This is a genomic window from Chitinophaga solisilvae (assembly GCF_009928525.1).
Classification (GTDB): domain Bacteria; phylum Bacteroidota; class Bacteroidia; order Chitinophagales; family Chitinophagaceae; genus Chitinophaga; species Chitinophaga solisilvae.
Genome location: NZ_JAABOK010000010.1, coordinates 84828 through 104309 on the forward strand (window position 1 = coordinate 84828; position 19482 = coordinate 104309).

General features: G+C 48.5%; 18 protein-coding genes. 13 read left to right on the forward strand and 5 right to left on the reverse strand.

From position 1 onward, the window contains the following. Window positions 1-29 precede the first annotated feature (29 nt). Window positions 30-1268 carry a peroxiredoxin family protein gene (locus GWG06_RS20610; protein WP_160715636.1) on the forward strand — a complete coding sequence of 413 codons (1239 nt, stop codon included), beginning with the start codon at window positions 30-32 and terminating at the stop codon, window positions 1266-1268. Between the two features lie 396 nt (window positions 1269-1664). Then, window positions 1665-1967, forward strand: a complete 303-nt coding sequence (locus tag GWG06_RS20615) for a YtxH domain-containing protein (RefSeq protein WP_127043722.1) — start codon at window positions 1665-1667, stop codon at window positions 1965-1967. Between the two features lie 149 nt (window positions 1968-2116). Here GWG06_RS20615 and GWG06_RS20620 read toward each other — a convergent pair whose 3' ends face one another. Together GWG06_RS20620 and GWG06_RS20625 are read right to left on the reverse strand one after the other, a co-directional pair. Further along, window positions 2117-2833, reverse strand: coding sequence for an SRPBCC family protein (locus GWG06_RS20620; protein WP_158631664.1), 717 nt, complete (start codon window positions 2831-2833; stop codon window positions 2117-2119). 148 nt (window positions 2834-2981) lie between these two features. Beyond that, window positions 2982-3617: a hypothetical protein gene (locus GWG06_RS20625; protein WP_160715638.1), complete on the reverse strand. Its 636-nt coding sequence runs from the start codon at window positions 3615-3617 to the stop codon at window positions 2982-2984. Window positions 3618-3727: 110 nt separating this feature from the next. Between GWG06_RS20625 and GWG06_RS20630 the strand changes: the two genes are divergently transcribed. Then, on the forward strand, window positions 3728-4579 hold the full coding sequence (locus GWG06_RS20630) for a 3-keto-disaccharide hydrolase (RefSeq protein ID WP_127044085.1): 852 nt from the start codon (window positions 3728-3730) through the stop codon (window positions 4577-4579). A 234-nt stretch (window positions 4580-4813) separates the two neighbouring features. Beyond that, window positions 4814-6034 (forward strand): DUF4272 domain-containing protein, encoded by a 1221-nt coding sequence (locus GWG06_RS20635; RefSeq protein ID WP_160715640.1) that lies wholly within the window; start codon window positions 4814-4816, stop codon window positions 6032-6034. Window positions 6035-6185: 151 nt separating this feature from the next. Here GWG06_RS20635 and GWG06_RS20640 read toward each other — a convergent pair whose 3' ends face one another. Together GWG06_RS20640 and GWG06_RS20645 are read right to left on the reverse strand one after the other, a co-directional pair. Then, on the reverse strand, window positions 6186-7934 hold the full coding sequence (locus tag GWG06_RS20640; RefSeq protein WP_127044083.1) for a DUF885 domain-containing protein: 1749 nt from the start codon (window positions 7932-7934) through the stop codon (window positions 6186-6188). A gap of 108 nt (window positions 7935-8042) precedes the next feature. Further along, the gene (locus tag GWG06_RS20645) at window positions 8043-8453 is read right to left on the reverse strand and encodes a hypothetical protein (protein WP_127044082.1); all 411 of its coding nucleotides are present in this window, start codon (window positions 8451-8453) and stop codon (window positions 8043-8045) included. Between the two features lie 290 nt (window positions 8454-8743). On the opposite strand from GWG06_RS20645, the gene GWG06_RS20650 reads away from it, so the two are divergent. Together GWG06_RS20650 and GWG06_RS20655 are read left to right on the forward strand one after the other, a co-directional pair. After that, window positions 8744-9457, forward strand: coding sequence for an RNA ligase family protein (locus tag GWG06_RS20650; RefSeq protein ID WP_127044081.1), 714 nt, complete (start codon window positions 8744-8746; stop codon window positions 9455-9457). Further along, the gene (locus tag GWG06_RS20655; protein ID WP_235938452.1) at window positions 9423-10541 is read left to right on the forward strand and encodes an AAA family ATPase; all 1119 of its coding nucleotides are present in this window, start codon (window positions 9423-9425) and stop codon (window positions 10539-10541) included. Before GWG06_RS20650 ends, GWG06_RS20655 begins: the two co-directional genes overlap by 35 nt. 135 nt (window positions 10542-10676) lie before the next feature. Here GWG06_RS20655 and dcd read toward each other — a convergent pair whose 3' ends face one another. Continuing rightward, a complete protein-coding gene (gene dcd, locus GWG06_RS20660; RefSeq protein ID WP_160715641.1) occupies window positions 10677-11213 on the reverse strand; it encodes a dCTP deaminase in 537 nt (178 codons plus the stop codon). Window positions 11214-11345: 132 nt separating this feature from the next. On the opposite strand from dcd, the gene GWG06_RS20665 reads away from it, so the two are divergent. The 7 genes from GWG06_RS20665 to lpdA all read left to right on the forward strand — a co-directional run bounded on the left by GWG06_RS20665 (window position 11346) and on the right by lpdA (window position 19243). Continuing rightward, window positions 11346-11966, forward strand: a complete 621-nt coding sequence (locus GWG06_RS20665; protein WP_160715643.1) for a 4'-phosphopantetheinyl transferase family protein — start codon at window positions 11346-11348, stop codon at window positions 11964-11966. 39 nt (window positions 11967-12005) lie between these two features. After that, entirely contained in the window at window positions 12006-12509 is a 504-nt protein-coding gene (locus tag GWG06_RS20670) for a shikimate kinase (protein ID WP_160715645.1), read from the forward strand. Continuing rightward, window positions 12502-12894: a DUF423 domain-containing protein gene (locus GWG06_RS20675; RefSeq protein WP_127039315.1), complete on the forward strand. Its 393-nt coding sequence runs from the start codon at window positions 12502-12504 to the stop codon at window positions 12892-12894. Before GWG06_RS20670 ends, GWG06_RS20675 begins: the two co-directional genes overlap by 8 nt. A gap of 5 nt (window positions 12895-12899) precedes the next feature. Beyond that, window positions 12900-14318 (forward strand): alpha/beta hydrolase family protein, encoded by a 1419-nt coding sequence (locus GWG06_RS20680; protein WP_160715647.1) that lies wholly within the window; start codon window positions 12900-12902, stop codon window positions 14316-14318. A gap of 21 nt (window positions 14319-14339) precedes the next feature. Next, complete coding sequence (locus GWG06_RS20685; protein WP_160715649.1) at window positions 14340-16988, forward strand: DNA translocase FtsK; 2649 nt, start codon at window positions 14340-14342, stop codon at window positions 16986-16988. A gap of 135 nt (window positions 16989-17123) precedes the next feature. Then, window positions 17124-17786: an outer membrane lipoprotein periplasmic chaperone LolA1 gene (lolA1, locus tag GWG06_RS20690; RefSeq protein WP_127039306.1), complete on the forward strand. Its 663-nt coding sequence runs from the start codon at window positions 17124-17126 to the stop codon at window positions 17784-17786. Between the two features lie 50 nt (window positions 17787-17836). Further along, window positions 17837-19243, forward strand: a complete 1407-nt coding sequence (gene lpdA / locus GWG06_RS20695; protein ID WP_127039303.1) for a dihydrolipoyl dehydrogenase — start codon at window positions 17837-17839, stop codon at window positions 19241-19243. The last annotated feature ends 239 nt before the right edge of the window (window positions 19244-19482 follow it).

Here is a 19482-nt window from a genome sequence, read left to right on the forward strand (position 1 = left end):
TGTTTGCCCTCACCGCTTAAAATGAGCTTATGAAGAAACTATGGATCTGCTGCCTCGCAGGTATGGCACTGGCTGCCTGCAATGCCGGCAATACTAAGAAAGAACTGGTAAATGGTGTCTGGCAGGCAAAACTGCACCGGGCCGACGGTGCAGATATTGTCTTCAACTTTGATGTGAAAGATAGCCTCGGTAAAAAAGTACTCTATGTCATCAACTCATCCGACCGGCTGCTGGTAGACGATATCACCGTAACCGGCGATTCCGTATTCATTAAAATGCCCTTCTTCGATTCTGAATTTAAAGCACAGCTTACCGGCGACGGCAAACTGGAAGGCCAGTGGATCCGGCACCTGGCCGATAAAGATGCCAGCATTCCGTTTACCGCCGTACCCAATACCGCAGAAAGGTTTAAACCCGGCAAACCAGCAACCACACAGGTTACCGGCCGCTGGGTAACACAGTTCCTCGATAAGGATAAATCTTCCGATGCCATCGGGGAATTCAAACAAACCGGTGAGGTGGTACATGGTACGTTCCTGACCTCTACCGGCGACTACCGCTTCCTGGACGGTATCATGGACGGAGATACCCTGCGCCTCTCCACTTTCGACGGCTCTCATGCCTATTACTTTACAGCAGTAGTGGGAAAAGACAGTATCACCAACGGCCGCTTCTATGCCGGTATAGGCGACCATCAGGAAACGTGGACCGCCGTGAGAAATGACAGCGCGAAACTGCCCGATGAAAGGACCCTGGCTACTGTAAAACCCGGTCAATCCCGACTGAACTTCACCTTCCCCGATCTGAACGGTAATAAAGTGAGCATTAATGACGACCGCTTCAAAAATAAAGTGGTGGTGATTACCCTCATGGGCTCCTGGTGCCCCAACTGTATGGATGAAACAGGTTTCCTCAGCAACTGGTATAAAAAGAATAAGGACAGGGGAGTGGAAGTAATCGGACTGGCCTACGAACGTACCACCGATTTCGAAAAATCCAAAAAGAGCCTCACCGGCTTCCTCACCCGGTTTGATGTGACCTATCCGGTACTCATCACCGGCGTAACACCCGCAGATCCGGAAAAAGGAGAAAAAACACTGCCGCAGCTCACCGGTATCAAAGGATTTCCGACCACTATCTTCATCGATAAAAAAGGTAATGTGAAAGAAGTACATACCGGTTTCTCCGGACCCGGTACCGGCGAACATTTTGAACAGTTTAAAGCGGACTTTGACCGGCTGATCAGCAGCCTCCTGGCTGAGAGTTAGTAACGGACAAAAAACGCAGAAAATAATGCAGATCCTTCCTGGTACATGGTTTCCGGGAAGGATCTGACTTTTTAAGAAAATTTATTTTTTCATCTCTTTCAAAAAGTATTGAAAAATTGAAAATCTTAACTATTTTACTGCTCCGTTTGACTTTATGAATTCCATTATCTAACACGCTTGTCTCATCCACACCGGAACAATGTCAATCCTGGTATTGTTCCGGATAGCTTTCTTTAACTGCAGAATGCAGGTTCCACGATTTACTCTCCCGTTGTTTAATAGCATCTTAACATTTCCTGTGCCCGTTCTGGCCTGATATTTGAAAATTTGCTTTTCTGTGCAGGGCACTAAACCTCGCACTGGAATCATTTGTTAAACCATAAAACACTTCACATTATGTCTACTACCAAATTTTTAGCAGGTGCAATAGCCGGGTTAACCACAGGGATTGTCATTGGTATGTTAACAGCTCCTGACCGTGGAGATGAGATCAGAAAGAAAATCAAGAATAAGGCAGATGGCTGGCGCAGTAAAATTAATGGTTTGGTTGACCGCGGAGCAGAGGACCTTTCAGACCTTAAACATGTCTTCGAAAACGAAATCGACGGTCTGCAGGACGATGTGCGCGAACGTGTACTGAAACTGATCAATAAAAGCCAGAAGAAATATAATAGATTTAAGAGCGAAGCGCTTTCTTAGAATAAATAATTACGAATTACGAATTGCGAATTACGAATGTAGAAGCGAAGATTAAACCGAAGATTATTAGGGATAACTATTAAATATCTCCTTAAATCTTCGGTTTAATCTTCGCTTCTACATTCGTAATTCGCAATTCGCAATTTAAATCAATTAATAATCTCCCCTGTTTCCATATAATTCTTGAATCGCTTAATATCATTCACCACCATGTTCTCAAAGGCGGGATTGAGCAGCCAGGCCAGTCCGGTGCCCATGTAGCCGGCAGGAGGGCGGTAGGTAATCATCACATCTATTTCAGTTCCGCCGTTAAGAGTGTCCCGGAAGGTGACACGCCCAGCAGTAGCGATAGAAGAGCCGGGTAAGGAGCGCCAGCCCAGCATTTCGCCAGGAATTTCCTTCACTATTTCAGCATCCCATTCTAAAGTGCCGATACCGCCTGGTCCCTTTGCTTTCCAGTGAGAGCGCATCGGATCAATTTCTTCTACCGACAGCAGATGTTTCATAAATACCGGCAGATTGCCCAGCTGCCGCCAGAAATAATATACTTCCTCCTTCGGATTTTCAATAATAAGCGAAGTGCGAATGTTCACAGAAGACGTGTGCCTGTCCGGCTTCCGCTTGCCCAGCAGGCCGTTAATCAGGTCGTTGCCGGAAATACCGCGGTACAACAGGTAGCCTGCGCCCAGCAATTTGAAAAGACTGCCCAGCGGGTGTTTGTCTACCTTGCTGATAGCGCTTCCCAGCAGCCAGGCGCCCGTAAAAATGGATACTATTCTGCCTTCCGGCGTAACGTTGATAATGTTGGAGCCATCGTATAAAGAACCGGCCTTTGGTTGCTCCTGAGTAGTTGTCTGGTTTATCATGGAATTCATATTACATTTTGGGGAATACCCGCTAAAACCCTGCTGTTTTACAGGAATTTCATATTTGATTGATATTTATTTATATAGATATTAAAGAATAATACCCATTTATGTGGCGCGATAGATACGGTGCGTATTTTATTACACACTATTTATAGGAAGCCTGCAGCACCTCATAAATATTTTTTCCCCAGGCAGGAGAGAATTCATCAGCAGGTGTAAAAGCAGCGAATTTAGCGCCGGTTTCCTCTACCACGGCCCTGGCCCGCTTCTTACCACCACCGAAAATAGCCGGTGTATAATAGATATTCAGCGCTTTGATAAGAAAGGCGCGGGGGTTGGACGAGTCTGCGGAAATAGCCTTCTGGGCATAATCGCGGCTTTCAGCGCCTAATGCAGCGCCACGGGATGGCACCGCATTAATGCGGGCAGATAGCCAGTAGCCCATCAGCGTCAGCGTTTCTGTATTCCCCGGCTGTAAAGCCAAAGCATTTCTCACAAAGGGTTCTGCCTGATTGCACAACACCTCGGACATTTTTTTGGGCGTCTTGAATGACAACTGCGTATAAGCCCATCCGGCGTAATATTGCAACAGCCATATGTCCGGATATTGCCCGGCCAGCTTCGCCAGTGTATCCACATGAGGAGCCCAGGCAGAAGGCGTCGCTTTTTCCAGCGCCTGCAGCTGCGCTTTCAGCAACGGCTGCCACGGCTCTTCTGTAGCGGCTGCCACCGGCCGATAAGTCAGTAAAAAGGATAGAAAGAGTAAGGATATGACTTTCATAAACATGGTATTACTATAGCTGTCCGTCACTAATTATATGCCAGCATAAAGGCAGATGTATTGTATTTTTCTTCCTGATAACCTATCTTAACCGGCCAAACATGCACACAATGAAAAAACTCTTTACCACGTTACTGGTACTCGCCGGATTGCACGCCGCGGCGCAGACAACAAAGGATATTGCCCCCAACAAATGGCTGAAACTCTTTAACGGAAAGGATCTGAAAGACTGGGATGTGAAAATTAAAGGCTATGACCTGAATGATAATTTCGGTAATACCTTCCGTGTAGAAAATGGTATGATGACCGTCAGCTATGATAAATACGATGCCTTCAATGAACGCTACGGGCATATCTTCTACAAAAAAGATTTCTCCGCCTACCTGGTAGTGGTGGAATACCGCTTCACCGGCGATCAGGTGAAAGGCGGCCCCGGATGGGCTTTCCGTAACAGCGGCATCATGCTGCACGGGCAGCCGGCTAATACCATGACCAAAGACCAGGATTTCCCGATTTCCCTGGAAGACCAGCTGCTGGGAGGCAACGGAAAAGATGACCGCTCTACCGGCAACCTTTGCACCCCAGGCACCAACGTGGTGATGAACGGGAAATTAATCACCGACCATTGTATCAGCTCCGTTTCCAAAACCTATCACGGCGACCGCTGGGTACGCGCGGAAGCACTGGTGCTGCGCGACTCCGTGATTAAACATATCATTGAAGGAGATACGGTAATTGTTTACAACAAGCCTCAGATTGGCGGTGGTAACGTGTCCGGCGCCACTCCTGCCGTTAAGCAGGATGGCAAACTATTGACGGCTGGCTCCATCTCCCTGCAGAGTGAAAGCCATCCGGTACAATTCCGCAAAGTGGAATTATTTGATTTATCCCCTTACGTCCATGATCCGGTGAAACTGAACGCCATCATCCGGCTGTTGCAGCACAGGAACGGAAAAAAATAGCAGGGCATGCGGCCGGGGCGGACGCGGCGGTCTGGATGGCCGCCTCGGCGGTACGCAACTGGCCGCTGCTACAGCCAATCCGACAAACACGAGCGAAAACAGATGAGTACGCTTCATGGATTTTTTTTATTGATATAAGACAACTTTCATTCCTGTTTCAAGGCAAAAATTTAAAACTTCCAAAAAAGATTTTCCAATGCGTGGGCTAAATTTGCCCCCTCGAATTCAAATAGCATGGAAAATTGTACCCTCTATACACACGAGGTAGATATGGGAAAAGTGCTGAAGCGGATGCAGGCTCATTTTGATACAGCAGCGCTCAGTATATCAGGACAGGAAAATAACTGGGATAGTATTACCGCTGTTTCAGGAAAGAAATTATTACGCAAGGGGCATACCCTTACCATCACCCACAGACAACGTACTGTGCCCGGTTATACCCTGGACCACAGCGATGAGCCGATTATAGCCAATCTGCGCGGTATGCACGCTTTTGTGGAACAGATCTCCGCTGATAACGAAGATCTCAAATCCTTACTGCTGGCTAAAATACCTACTATCAATACAGAAGTGGTAGTAAAAGCCGAACCCGCCTTTAATGGTGATCTCCGCGCTGCCGTCATGGAAATGGCGCACGAACTGGATGCCATCTTTTTCTCCGAAGGTAACGTCATCTTCAAAACAGATGTACAGGGGTTCTGGGACAAAACCGGCGCCCTCCTCCTCGATGTAAACGGCCACTCTACCGCTACTAATCTTACCGTCAGCATAGACGCAAAATATTTCGACAGCCCTGTAACGCCCGCTGCAGACGCCCTCATGAGAAAAACGCGCAGCCTGCAACAGCTCCGGGAAATGGGAATACGCTCCAGCGCCATGCTGCCGCCGGTTCCCGGTGAAGCAGATGTCACCATCCGATCCGCCGCTGAAATAGCCACCCGCGTAGCTGTACTTGCCGCTGTAAACACTGTAGCCTTCGGCTACCTGGACGGCCCGGCCGTCACCGCTTACCTGCAGCAACACCAGCTGTGGGAACACACCACACCCGGAGAAAAAGCTTTCCTGCAGGATCCGCAGGAAGACAGCAAAACGAGGGAAACCTGGAAATGTGAAGCTATCTGGGTGCTCTTATGGGCCTTAAATAAAGTACCTTCCCTGGGGTATATGAATGACCTCTGCAACCTGGATATGGTACCCGCAGAAGATTTTCCGTTCCGCGGACCAGACTCCGACCCGGCTGCCTTCCTGACCGCCGCTACCACTGTGCGCCAGGCCGCTGCCATCCTGGATGCCAATGACCTCTACTACCGCGCCAACTGGGCCTGCGTAGATGCCCGCCTGAAAAGCGAAAAAGAACCCGTACATCCGGGCATCGTATACGAAAGACACTACGCCCTCAACTGGCTGATCTGCTACAGAAACCAGGAGTGGGATGAGGTGACGTGTGATACGTGATGCTGAAATAATTGCGAATTACGAATTGCGAATTACGAATGTAACTCGAAGATAAAAGCGAAGACCGAAGCGGATACTTAATAGTATGATCGCTTCGGTCTTCGCTTTTATCTTCGAGTTACATTCGTAATTCGTAATTCGCAATTCGTAATTATTTCAACATCAGCTGCCTTATGTATTTAACCGGCGAATTCCCGTAGCTCAGGAATTTCTCGTTAAATGCCTTCAGGTTATATTCTTTACCCATTTTGGTTTTATAGGCTTCGCGGAGATCAATGATTTCCTTGTAACCGGTGAAGTAGCTGGTGAGCTGTACACTGGTTACGCTGACGCGTTTCCATTTACCTTCGGCTTCAGCCTGTTGCTGGAAGGCTTCTTTGGTTAAAAGGTGGATAGCGTCTTCGCGGCTCATGTTGTTGACGTGTACGTTGTAATCCAGGATGGTATTGCATACAGCGCGGAGGTTCCATTTGTACCACATCAGCCACATTTCCGGTTCGTTGTTGCCGTAACCGTTTTCCAGCATCATCTGTTCGGTATATACGGCCCATCCTTCAATCATAGCGCCATTGCTCAGCAGGGATTTGATGAGGCTGGGTGATTGGTTGGCGTATACCAGCTGAGTGTAGTGGCCGGGGATAGCTTCGTGAATATCCAGTATCTGCAGGATGTAGTGGTTGTATTCGCGCAGGTAGCTTTCAGCTTTGTCTTTTGGCCATCCTTCCAGGCTGCCCACGTTGTAATAGGTGTTACCGCCTTTGTCATATGGGCCGGGGGCACTGATGGAAGCGCCGGCCACGCCAGCCATATAAGCAGGCTCCTTGCGTACTACCAGTGGTTTGGAAGGGTCAATGTACAGCAGGTCTTTTTCCTTGATGAAGGCAATCAGCTCAGGGATCTGTTTTTCGATGGCTGACTGGAATTCTTCTGGTTTCACATGTTTAACGGAAAGCGTATCGATCATGCGGCTGATCAGTATCAGAGAATCTGTTGGCATCGTCGCATTACCGAAATATTTTGGCCACAGCTGGCGGCTGATTTTTGTCATTTCGCTGTGTACAAAAGCTTTGCGGGCCACAGCGGAATCATAGATCTGTTCAGCGCTGAAGGTGGATTGAATATCGAAGTTGAATTTCTGGCTGTACAATTGTTTGCCCAGGCGGAAACTGCGTGGTTGTGCGGGTTTCAGCGTTTTCAGCCAGGCGGCATAGTCGCGGATGGCGGCAGCGGCAGTTTTAGCGCGCGCAATCATCGCGGCTTTTTCGGCAGCCGGAATAGTTGTTTTCTGCAGGGAGTCTGCAAAATCTTTTTCTATCACGCCAAGTCCGCCATTATTCTGATCAATAGCCAGAGATGTTAATTCCGGCACCGGATTGCTGATCTGTTTTTTAGCGGCGGCATAATAGGCCGGCACATGTTGCAATCTGCTGTATATGCTGCGCAGCCTGGATTCCAGGGGAGCGTAGTTTTCATTCAGGATAAAGGCGAAGGTATTGCTGACGTTAAAGGAAGAAGGGTCCCATTCGTTGCTTTTGAGTTCGTTGATACTCCAGATGGTGGATTGCAGTGCATTTTCAATCAGCTGCAGGTCAATCTGGTTGGCATCTGTCAGTTTATCCTTGTCAAATGTTTTCAGTGAATCCAGCTGTTGTCTGGCAAAGGCGAGTCTGGCCTGTGCGGCAGCGCTGTCCGGGATAGGCAGCAGGGAGTCGTATTTGTGATAGCCTACAGTGGTGGCCCATTCCGGGTTTTCTTTCCAGAGCTGTTCAATAAACCTGTCCTGATAGGCCTGAAATGCAGCATTCAGCGAGCTGTCTGCCTTGCTGCCCTGTGTGCCGCCGCCGTTGTTGCAGGCCATAAAGGCCGCCGCAGCGGTAGCGCATAGAAATAATTTTCTCATTGCAGTATTGTTGTTGTGAATTTCTAAAAAAGCAGACCCAATATAAATAAATTAAGGAGGATGAGCAGATAAATGGGATGAGGGGTTATTTTGAGGCGGAAGCCGGCGTCAGTTCATGCTGAAGGAGGCATAATTACGCTGCAGCGCTTCGGGGTCCTGGCTGTCATCGCCGTTATTGATTTCACGGACAATGTTATGGTAGACTTCTTCCGCTGCGCGGCGGTAACGTTTCGGCAGTTCCTGGCAGGCTGCCATGGATTTGATTACCCTCAGCCTTTCCAGCGGCGGTAATTCCAGTGCTATATGCATGATAAAGCATTCGGCATTTGTTTTCAGCGTAAGTTTCGTTTTGAAATAGATGCGGTGGCTGAGCAGCAAAATAACGGTACCGGAGGTGACGCAGCCAAGTATCTGATCGAAAGTACGGAAATGACTGTTCCACATGCTGAATGCTGAGAGGGCAATAACAACTGAAAGTCCGGCTACATCAGATTTAATAGCATTCCAGACCATATTCATGGGGCGATAAATTTTATCAGAAATTACTCCGAAGAAAGTTCTCAATTGTTAACAACGTGTAAACGTGAGCGTATTAAGAAAAAAAAGCGGCCGGAGATATTACAGCATTTTATTACCTTTGCGCCTGTTGTTAAAAACGATCCAAACTTTGCGCCATGTAATGTCACAGGTATAACACTTATTCCTTTAGCCGTTCCAGCTCCGGAACAGGCCTGTGATTTTATTGTTTCATCCTGATTACTTCTGCAGTACATACATGAATGCTGTATGGTAATCTGTAATTGATTTATATGGCGGTTTCTGAAAAATATGGCCGTACGTACCACTATCCGTTTTCGCCCGGCACAACGAGCGACGACCGTATACAGTATGATTACTGGGAGCAGCTGCAACGCATTCCGTTGCTGGTGCATACGGAAAAACTGGATGGGGAGAATAACTGTCTTTCCCGGCATGGGGTATTTGCCCGCTCGCATGTAGCGCCCACGGTTTCTCCATGGACGGAGACTATCCGCCGTTACTGGCAGAGCATCCGGAACGACCTGGGGAACCTGGAAATATTCCTGGAGAACCTGTACGCGGTACATTCTATTGAGTATAAAAACCTGGACCATCACTTTTATGTGTTTGGCATCCGGGAGAACGGGTACTGGCTCAGCTGGGAAGAAACCCGCTTTTATGCGGCCCTGCTGGATCTGCCGGTAGTACCTGAGATCAGGATACTAACGCCACCGGCTACACGACAGGAGTTTGAGAAAGAGGCTTTGTCGCTCGTAACCGGCCGTGGCGCCTTTGATCCGCACAACGCGCACGACGGCGGCGCTACCATCATGGAAGGCATTGTATCCCGCAATGCGGCAGGATACCCTGTCAGCAGTTTTGCAAATAATGTATTTAAATATGTCCGCAAGGGGCATGTAAAAACCGATCAGCATTGGACCCGTCACTGGCGGCGTGCACGGTTGAATTATGAAGGAGGTAATTATGTGGCAGATAACAGATAACAGAAACTGGAAACACCTGGAAGATACTTTTGAATGGGTACGCGTCATGCAGGAGGTGCCGCAGGATGTGCGCCACCATGCGGAAGGTAACGTGGCTGTACATACGCAGATGGTGCTGGCAGCGCTGGAACAGCTGCCGGCATACCAGGCGCTCCCGCCGCAGGAACAGGCCATCCTGTGGGCCGCTGCGCTGCTCCATGATGTGGAGAAATACAGCACCACGGCCATACATCCAGACGGCAGCATCACTGCTGCGGGTCATGCCCGCAAAGGGGAGATGCGTGTCCGGCAGATACTCTACCGCGATATCCCCACGCCATTCGCTATCCGGGAACAGATCGCGGCATTGGTGAAATACCACGGCCTGCCGCTGTGGATCTTTGAAAAGCCGGATCCGCAGCGGGCACTGATTACTGCCAGCCTGAACGCAGATACACGGCTGCTGGCTCTGCTGGCGCGTGCAGACATACTGGGCCGCATCTGTGCAGACCAGGCAGACCTGCTCTACCGGCTGGACTGCTTCGAGGAGCTGTGCCGTGAAAATGAATGCTGGGGCCAGTCCCGGCCCTTTGCCTCCGCCCATGCACGCAGCCATTACCTGTTGCATGAACATGCTGCAGCTGACTACGTGCCTTACGGACAGCCCGCCGCACAGGTCATCCTGATGAGCGGATTGCCCGGCGCGGGTAAAGACACGTACATACAGCGCCACTACAAACAATGGCCCCTCATCTCCCTGGACAATATCCGCAGGGAAATGAAAATCAGCCCGGACGATAAAAGTGGTAACGGCATCGTTATCCAGGCAGCCAAAGCCCTTGCCCGCGAACATCTCCGGGCAGGCAGGTCATTCGTCTGGAATGCCACCAACATCACCCGTCAGCTGCGCGCACAGCTCATCAGCCTGTTCACGCAATACCATGCTGCTGTCACCATAATATATGTAGAAGTGCCGGCCAGCATATTGCTGCAACAAAACCGGCAACGGGAAGAAATAGTCCCTCACGCTGTTATGCAGCGCCTGATCAGTAAACTGGAAGTTCCGGGACGGGAAGAAGGAGGGGAGGTGGTGTATGTAGTATGAAATTACGAATTACGAATGGCGAATTACGAATGAGGAGCGAAGATTTAAGCGAATAAGTAAATGCTTTATTCGCTTATGTCTTCGCTCCTCATTCGTAATTCGCCATTCGTAATTCGTAATTAACTCCGCAGGAGTTTAAAATTCGTTTCTCCACATCATACTTTCCACCGGTTTCACGGTGCGGCCGTTATATTTAGCGTTGCCTTTCTTGTTGTAGAATGTTTCTACTTCGCCTTCAACGACGAAATAGATGAGTTGCCCGATGGGCATTCCTGCGTATATGCGTACAGGTTGTGCGCAGGAGATTTCCAGGGTCCAGGTATTGCAGAAACCTACGTCGCCTTTACCAGCGGTAGCGTGAATGTCAATACCGAGGCGGCCGGTGCTGGATTTACCTTCCAGGAAAGGCACATGTGCATGTGTTTCGGTGTATTCTTCAGTTACGCCCAGGTACAGGGTTCCCGGTTGTAGTACATACCCTTCTTCAGGTATCTCGAAGTGCTCAATTTCATTGTGTTTACGCGCATCGAGGATACGGTCCTTGTACGTAGCCAGGTGTTTGCCTAGGTGTACATCATAAGAGTTGGTTCCCAGATACTTCCGGTCGTAAGGCGAAATCACGATAGTGCCTTTTTCAATTTCTTCCAGTATCCGTTTGTCTGACAGAATCATGTTAAATTTTAGTTTTAGCTGTTAGCTTCTGGCTTTCAGAGGGTGACTTTCAGCCCGTGCATAAAAAATGAGGGCGGCGAAAAGCTAAAAGCTTTTGAGTTATTGCTGCTTTTTGCTTTAATTTGGCAAGATATGCCATTAATACGTACCATACAAATTGAACCGGAAACAAGACTGGGTGTCTGGCGGATAGAAGAAGAAGAGGATTTTTTCCGTCAGCGTGTAAATATCAGCCCGGAAATACATCATCCGCATAAGCGGTTACAGCACTTTGCCGGAAGATATATGCTGGTGACGCTCTTCCCGGAATTCCCCATCGAAAAGATAAAAGTGACCAATTCCCGTAAGCCGGTACTGATGTGCGACAGCTACCATTTTTCCATATCGCACTGCGGCGATTATGTGGCGGCCATCGTCAGCACCAGGGCTGCGGTAGGCATAGATATAGAACAGGTGAAGGAGAAAATCGAAAAGGTATCCCGCAAGTTCCTGTCCGCCGAAGAGCGGATGTTTATAGACCCGCAGCATGCGCTGCCGCATAAAACCATCTGCTGGAGCGCCAAGGAAGCAATGTTTAAATGGTATGGCCTGGGAAGTGTTGATTTTAAGGAGAATATGCGGCTGCACCCCTTTAATTACCAGACCGCCGGCTTTATTACAGCCGATTTTGTGAAGCAGGATTCAAATACCCGGTTATATTTGCAATATATAATGGAAAATGAGCTATGCCTGGCATGGACCCATCCGGCGTGAGGAACGGAATTATTAACTAACTGTTGCGTTTTTTGATTTATGAAAATATTCTTGCTCGGCTTCATGGGAGCCGGAAAATCCTATTGGGGAAAACAACTGGCAGACCACTGGCAGTTACCCTTCTATGACCTGGACGACGTGATTGTGGCAGCAGAGGAAATGGCCATCAGTGATATCTTCGCCACCAAAGGGGAAGACTATTTCCGCGAAAAGGAAAGTATGCTGCTGCGCGAATTATCCCGGCAGGAGCATTTCCTGATCTCCTGCGGGGGTGGTACGCCCTGCTTCCAGGATAACATGGACTTCATGAACGAAAAAGGCATTACCATCTGGCTTAATCCTTCTCTGGAAACCATGGTGGAAAGATTGCAGCGGAAAAAATCCAAACGGCCGCTGATCCAGGACCTCGATGACGAGGATCTGCTGGACTTCGTGGAAAAGAAACTGGCGGAACGCCGGCCTTTTTATGAACAATCCCGCCACATAATTTCATCCGATAATATTTCATTGGATACCTTTACACAAAATATCGAGCATGCATAAAAGTTTTTTAGTCTGGGCAGCGGCTTTAGGCGCATTGGCAGTAGTTTTGGGCGCATTCGGCGCGCATAAGCTGAAAGAGCTGGTGCCACCGGAAACAGTATCCACTTTTCAGACAGGCGTTACGTATCAGTTCTATCATGTTTTTGCTTTGCTGGCTACCGGCATCCTCTTTGCTAATGCAGGAGGTAGTCAACTGGAATGGGCCGGCAGATGTTTTATTATCGGTATCTTCCTGTTCTCCGGATCGCTCTACGCACTCACCATGCTGAAAGCTACCGGCAACGTAGGACTCAGAGGTATCGGCATCATTACGCCTATCGGTGGCGTATTCTTCATCATAGGCTGGATATGCCTGCTGATGGGAATCTTAAAGATCAAAGCGTAAAGTATATGCATAAATTTTTTTGGGCGTTGTTATGTGGTGTCATGCTGGGAATAGCAGTACAGGCACAGGATACGAAGAATATTACCGGCAGATGGTATGGCGTATCCAGTTCCTACTACGGTGAAAAACAACGCCTGATCGTTGTGCTGGAGAAAAACGGCGACGGCTATACGGGCCGGCTGTCCAGCCCGGAACAGTCAGCGGAAAGCCTTCCTTTCGATAACGTAGTATATAGAAAAGATACCCTGCTGTTACGGATAGACGAAATCAACTTTGCATATGCAGGAGTGTGGAATGCCGCCGCCAGACAGTTTCAGGGCATATTCACCTGGAACGGACAACAGCATAAATTTGATCTGTCGAGGAAGGAGATAAAAAGGGAAGACCTGTATAAACGGCCACAGGAGCCACAGCCGCCTTATCCGTATGCTACCGAGGAAGTGACCTTTCCCGGCAAAGATGGTAAAGTAATGCTGGCAGGCACTTTTACACGCCCTGCTGCCCTGGGAAGGTATCCCGTAGTGGTAATGCTCAGCGGTTCCGGTCCGCAGGACCGCAACGCGGAGATGGCAGGACATAAAACATTCCTGGTGCTGGCGGACTATTTTGCACGCAACGGTATCGCCTCCCTGCGCTTCGACGACCGCGGTACAGGCAGATCTTCGGGCACTTACAGCCAGGCAGGAATATACGATTTTGCCAATGATGCCCGCGGTGCTGTAGCATACCTGAAAACACGCAGAGATATTGACCCTTACAGTATTGGCCTGCTGGGCCACAGCGAAGGCGCCATTGTAGCGCAGATTGCTGCGGCAGACAATAAATCGGTCGGTTTTGTAGTTTGCATGGCAGGCGTAGGGCTACCCGGCCGCGAACTCGTAGATCAGCGGCTGGTGCTGGAAGGCAAACTGGCCGGTGAATCAGACAGCCTGGTGCGGGATAGACTGATACGCCTGAAGCCTTACTGGGACGCGCTGGCAGGCGACACCAATATTGTGGCTGCTACTGCAAAAGCCAGAGAAGCACTGCAGGAAATATACCGCAGTTCCCCGAAAGAACTGCAGGCACAGGTGTCTGAACAGGAATTCGTAAATAACATACATTTTGATAAAGAACTGTCATCCGTTTTACTGTACAAACCGCTCGATTACCTGAAGCAGATCAAATGTCCCTTCATGGCTGTCAACGGTTCCAACGATGTACAGGTAGATGCCACTTCCAACCTGGAAGCCATTGAACGCGGTCTGCGTGAAAATGGGAATATGCTTGTCACCATCCGGAAGTTCGACGGATTAAACCACCTGTTTCAGCGATGCAAAACCTGTACAGTGGCTGAATACGGCGACCTGGAACAAACCATTGACCCCCTTGTGCCGGAATTTATTGTGCACTGGATTTTACAGCTGCCACCTACAGCGAGGTAGTTGCACTTTTGAAGTTATATTATGTCCAAGAATAAACTGAAAACCGAAAAACCGGAAAACAAGAAACCAAAAGGCGCCGCCCCCAATCCTGATGTGTTGAAGAAAGACAAGGAGCCTGAGGTAAAAGTGAAAGAGCTGGTAAAAGATGAACGTACCCATAAAGTAATGGGTGTGTTCTTCCTGTTGCTGTCTGTATACTGCTTTATTGCATTCACCTCGTACCTGTTTACCTGGGAAGAAGACCAGGATAAGGTCTTCCGCTATTCCACCAGGGAACTGCTGATCGGCGATGTGAAGGTAGACAACCTGCTGGGTCGCCTGGGCGCTTATGTTTCCCATAACTTCTTTTACAGCGGTGTAGGTATTGCCGCCTATCTGTTCTGCTATTTCTTCTTTATCATCGGTGTTAATTTTATCGTTGGCCGCCGCGTGTTCCGCGTCTGGCGGAATATAAAATACATTCTCTTCGGCCTGCTGTTCATCAGTATGTCGATGGCATTTCTGACCTATGGCGCTGACTTCCCCTGGGGCGGTGCGCTGGGCAATGCCCTGGAAAAATGGACTTCCGGTTTCATCGGGAAAACGGGCACCGCTCTATTACTGCTGGTAGCTGGTTTCTCCTGGCTGATCTGGAAGTTTAATTTCAACTTTAAATGGCCGGAGAAAAAAGAAAAACCGCCCAAACCTGCACCGGTGGGGCCTGTGCCAATGGCGGCGCCGGCTGCCACTGCAGCAGCTGCCTCCGTTCCTGTAAATCCTGTTGCAGACAACAGAAAGAACAGCCTGAAAGAAGATAACGGTGTGGTAGTTATTCCGCCGCATGAAGAGGAAGAAGAAGAACTGCTGCCCATGCAGCTGATTGAGAAAGAAGAGATGGATATCACCGTAATCCCTTCCCATACGCCGTATATGCCGCCGGCAGCACCGCCTGTGCCGGAAGAAATGCCGGAAATGATGGAGCATACATTGGAAGAAGAAGAGGAACCGGAAGAAGATCCGGGCCCGCTGCTATATGTGGAGGATATACCGGAAGAGCCTGCCCCACCGGTTTCCCGGAAGAAACCGCAGCCGGAAGAAGTAACTTTTGAGATCAAGGAAACCTTCAGGGACGAAGAAGAAGATGTGGAAGAAGCAGTGGCTGTGCGGCCCGTAGTGCCCGTAGATCCCTATGATCCGTCACTGGACCTGCGGGATTATAAGTTCCCCGGGCTGGATCTCCTGGAAAATCATAATGCAGACAAAGTAATTGTACAGGATACCGGGGAGCTGGAAAAGAACAAGAACCAGATCATTGATACGCTGAAGAACTACGATATTTCCATTCAGAAGATCAGCGCCACGGTAGGCCCTACTGTTACATTGTATGAGATTGTGCCGGCGGCTGGAGTACGCATCTCCCGTATCAAAAACCTGGAAGATGATATTGCGCTGAGTCTGTCTGCATTGGGTATACGTATCATTGCTCCTATACCGGGCAAGGGTACTATCGGTATCGAGGTGCCCAATGTGAAGAAAAGTATCGTTTCCCTGAAAAATATGCTGGCATCGGAGAAGTTCCAGTCCAGCACCATGGATCTTCCGATAGCTATCGGTAAAAAGATCGACAACGAAAACTTCATTGCCGACCTGGCCAAGATGCCTCACCTGCTGATGGCGGGGGCTACCGGTCAGGGTAAATCCGTTGGTATCAACACCTTGCTGGTATCGTTATTGTACAAGAAGCATCCGTCACAGTTAAAGTTTGTACTGGTAGATCCCAAGAAAGTGGAATTATCGCTGTATAAGCTGATTGAAAAGCATTTCCTGGCCAAGCTGCCGGGAGAGGACGATGCCATCATTACCGATACCAAGAAGGTGATCCATACGCTGAATGCGCTGTGTATTGAGATGGACCTGCGTTATGACCTGCTGAAAGAAGCGGGAACGCGCAATATCCGCGAGTACAATGCGAAATTCACCCAACGCCGGCTGAATCCGCAGAAAGGCCATCGTTATCTGCCATTCATTGTGCTGGTGGTGGACGAGTTTGCCGATCTTATCATGACGGCCGGTAAAGAGGTGGAAATGCCGATTGCACGTCTGGCCCAGCTGGCGCGTGCCGTTGGTATACATCTGATTATAGCCACGCAGCGTCCGTCCGTAAATATCATTACCGGTACCATCAAGGCCAACTTCCCGGCCCGCGTGGCCTTTAAGGTGTCTTCCAAAATAGATTCCCGTACCATCCTGGATATTGGCGGTGCAGAGCAGCTGATTGGCCAGGGGGATATGCTGGTATCATTTAACGGAGAACTTGTGCGGTTGCAGTGCGCCTTTGTGGATACGCCGGAAGTGGAAAATGTGGCCGAGTTCATCGGTAACCAGAAAGGATATCCTGATGCCTTCCTGTTGCCGGAATATGTTGATGACAAGGATTCCGAAGGCAAGGAGCTGTCGCTGGCAGACAGGGATCCGCTGTTTGAAGAAGCCGCCCAGGTGATCGTGCAAACCCAGCAGGGCTCCACGTCCCTGTTACAGCGGCGCATGAAGCTGGGCTATAACCGCGCCGGCCGCCTCATGGATCAGCTGGAAGCTGCCGGTATTGTAGGGCCTAACATGGGCAGCAAGGCCAGGGATGTACTGGTAAAAACGGATGCAGAATTACAGGAAATTCTTAACGATTTGTTATAGTATTTTACCATATATAAGAATTCGTCATACATTTTAACAAAATATACGAATTTTGCAGTCCATTAAAGACTGGGATCACAGTATACCGGCATGGCATTTGACATGCCAGGGTAGCACAAACTAAAAAAAACTACAATGAAGAAATTTGTATTAACAGGATTGTTACTGAGTGGTATCGTTTTCAGCGGTATGGCGCAAACCAAAGGGGGGGGCGTCAACGATGCAAAGGCCAAAACTATCCTGGACGGTGTCAGCAATAAATTCAAATCATTGAAGTCCGTAGTGGCTAATTTTATACTCAAAGTGGAAAGTGCCAAAAATGTAAATGATTCCAGGAAAGGAACCGTTTACCTGAAAGGGGCCAAGTATAAAGTGACGCTTCCCGGACAGGAGATTATCAGCGATAATAAAACATCCTGGACATATGCTAAAGATGTAAACGAGGTAACCATCAATAACGTAGACCAGAGCAGCGGGGCCATGACGCCTGCCAAACTGTTCACCAACTTCTACGATAAAGACTACCTGTACCGTCTGGACGGAGAAACCAACGAAAAAGGCAAAGTATTACAGAACATAGAACTGACCCCGACGGATAAGTCCAAGAACGTATTCAAAGTGGTTGTTTCTGTGGATAAGAAAAACCAGAACATCGCAAGGATGAAGGTTTTCGAGAAAAATGGTAACCATTACACCTACGAAATCACCAGTTTCACACCGAACGCCAATGTAGCGGATGCAGTATTCACTTTCGATGCCAAAAAGTATCCGGGAGTGGAAGTGGTGGACCTGCGGTAATTCGTAATTAATGTTTTACCTTTGGCAAGTTTCAAATAAAATTAAACATTATGGCATACGACGTTATCGTAATTGGTAGTGGCCCGGGTGGTTATGTAGCTGCTATCCGTGCTTCTCAGCTGGGATTTAAAACCGCGGTAGTGGAAAGAGAAAACCTGGGTGGTATCTGTTTAAACTGGGGCTGTATTCCAACCAAAGCTTTATTAAAAACCGCACAGGTATTTGAATATACTAAGCATTCAAAAGACTACGGTATTACTGTGTCTGATGCACAGGTAGATTTTGAAGCTGTTATCAAACGTTCTCGTGGCGTTGCTGATAAAATGAGCAGGGGCGTTCAGTTCCTGATGAAGAAAAACAAGATTGATGTACTGATGGGCAATGGTAAAGTAAAAGCCAAAGGCCAGGTAGAAGTAACGGACAAAGACGGTAAAGCTACCGTTCACGACGCGAAACACATCATTCTGGCTACCGGCGCCCGTGCCCGTGAGCTGCCAAACCTGAAAATCGACGGTAAAAGCGTAATCGGCTACCGTGAGGCAATGGTACTGCCTAAACAACCTAAATCCATGATCGTGGTTGGTTCCGGCGCTATCGGCGTTGAGTTTGCATATTTCTATGCTACACTCGGCACCAAAGTAACCATCGTTGAATTCATGCCGCGTATCGTTCCGGTAGAAGATGAAGACATCTCCAAAGAACTGGAAAAAATATACAAGAAGAAAGGTATTGAAATCATGACCAACGCTTCTGTTGAAGCAGTGGAAGCTACCGGTAACGGCGTTAAGGCAAAAGTAAAAACACAGACCGGCGAAATCACCCTGGAAGCAGACGTGGTACTGAGCGCGGTAGGTATTGCTGCCAATATCGAAAACATCGGTCTGGAAACACTGGGTATCAAAACCGACAAAGGCCGTGTTGTAGTTGATAAATACTACCAGACCAACATCCCTGGCGTTTACGCTATCGGTGATATGGTTCCTGGTCAGGCGCTGGCGCACGTTGCCTCCAAAGAAGGTATCATCTGCGTGGAAGCTATTGCCTACAACGAAAAGAAATACGCACACAAACCAGAAACAATCGACTACATGAACATTCCGGGCTGTACTTACTGCGCGCCTGAAATTGCTTCTGTAGGCTATACCGAAAAAGCTGCGAAAGAAGCCGGTTACGAAGTGAAAGTGGGTAAATTCCCATTCTCCGCTTCCGGTAAAGCTTCTGCTGCCGGTGCTACTGAAGGTTTCGTAAAAGTAATCTTCGACGCCAAATACGGTGAGTGGTTAGGTACCCACATGATCGGCGCCAACGTTACAGAAATCATTGCTGAAACAGTGGTAGCCCGTAAACTGGAAACAACCTACCAGGAAGTGCTGGATTCCATCCACCCGCACCCAACCATGAGCGAATCCGTAAAAGACGCCATCGAAGTGGCTTACGGCGAAGCCATCCACCTGTAATTATTTTATTATTTGGTTATTTGAGATTTTGAATAAATAGAGAAGCCTTTCTGATTTTCAGAAAGGCTTCTCTATTGTATTAAAGAAAGCCTCTCTGATTTTCAGAAAGGCTTCTTTTTTTGTATTAAAGAAAGCCTCTCTGATTTTCAGAAAGGCTTCTTTTTTTGTATTAAAGAAAGCCTCTCTGAAAATCAGAAAGGCTTCTCGATTTATTCAAAATCTCAAATAACCAAATAATA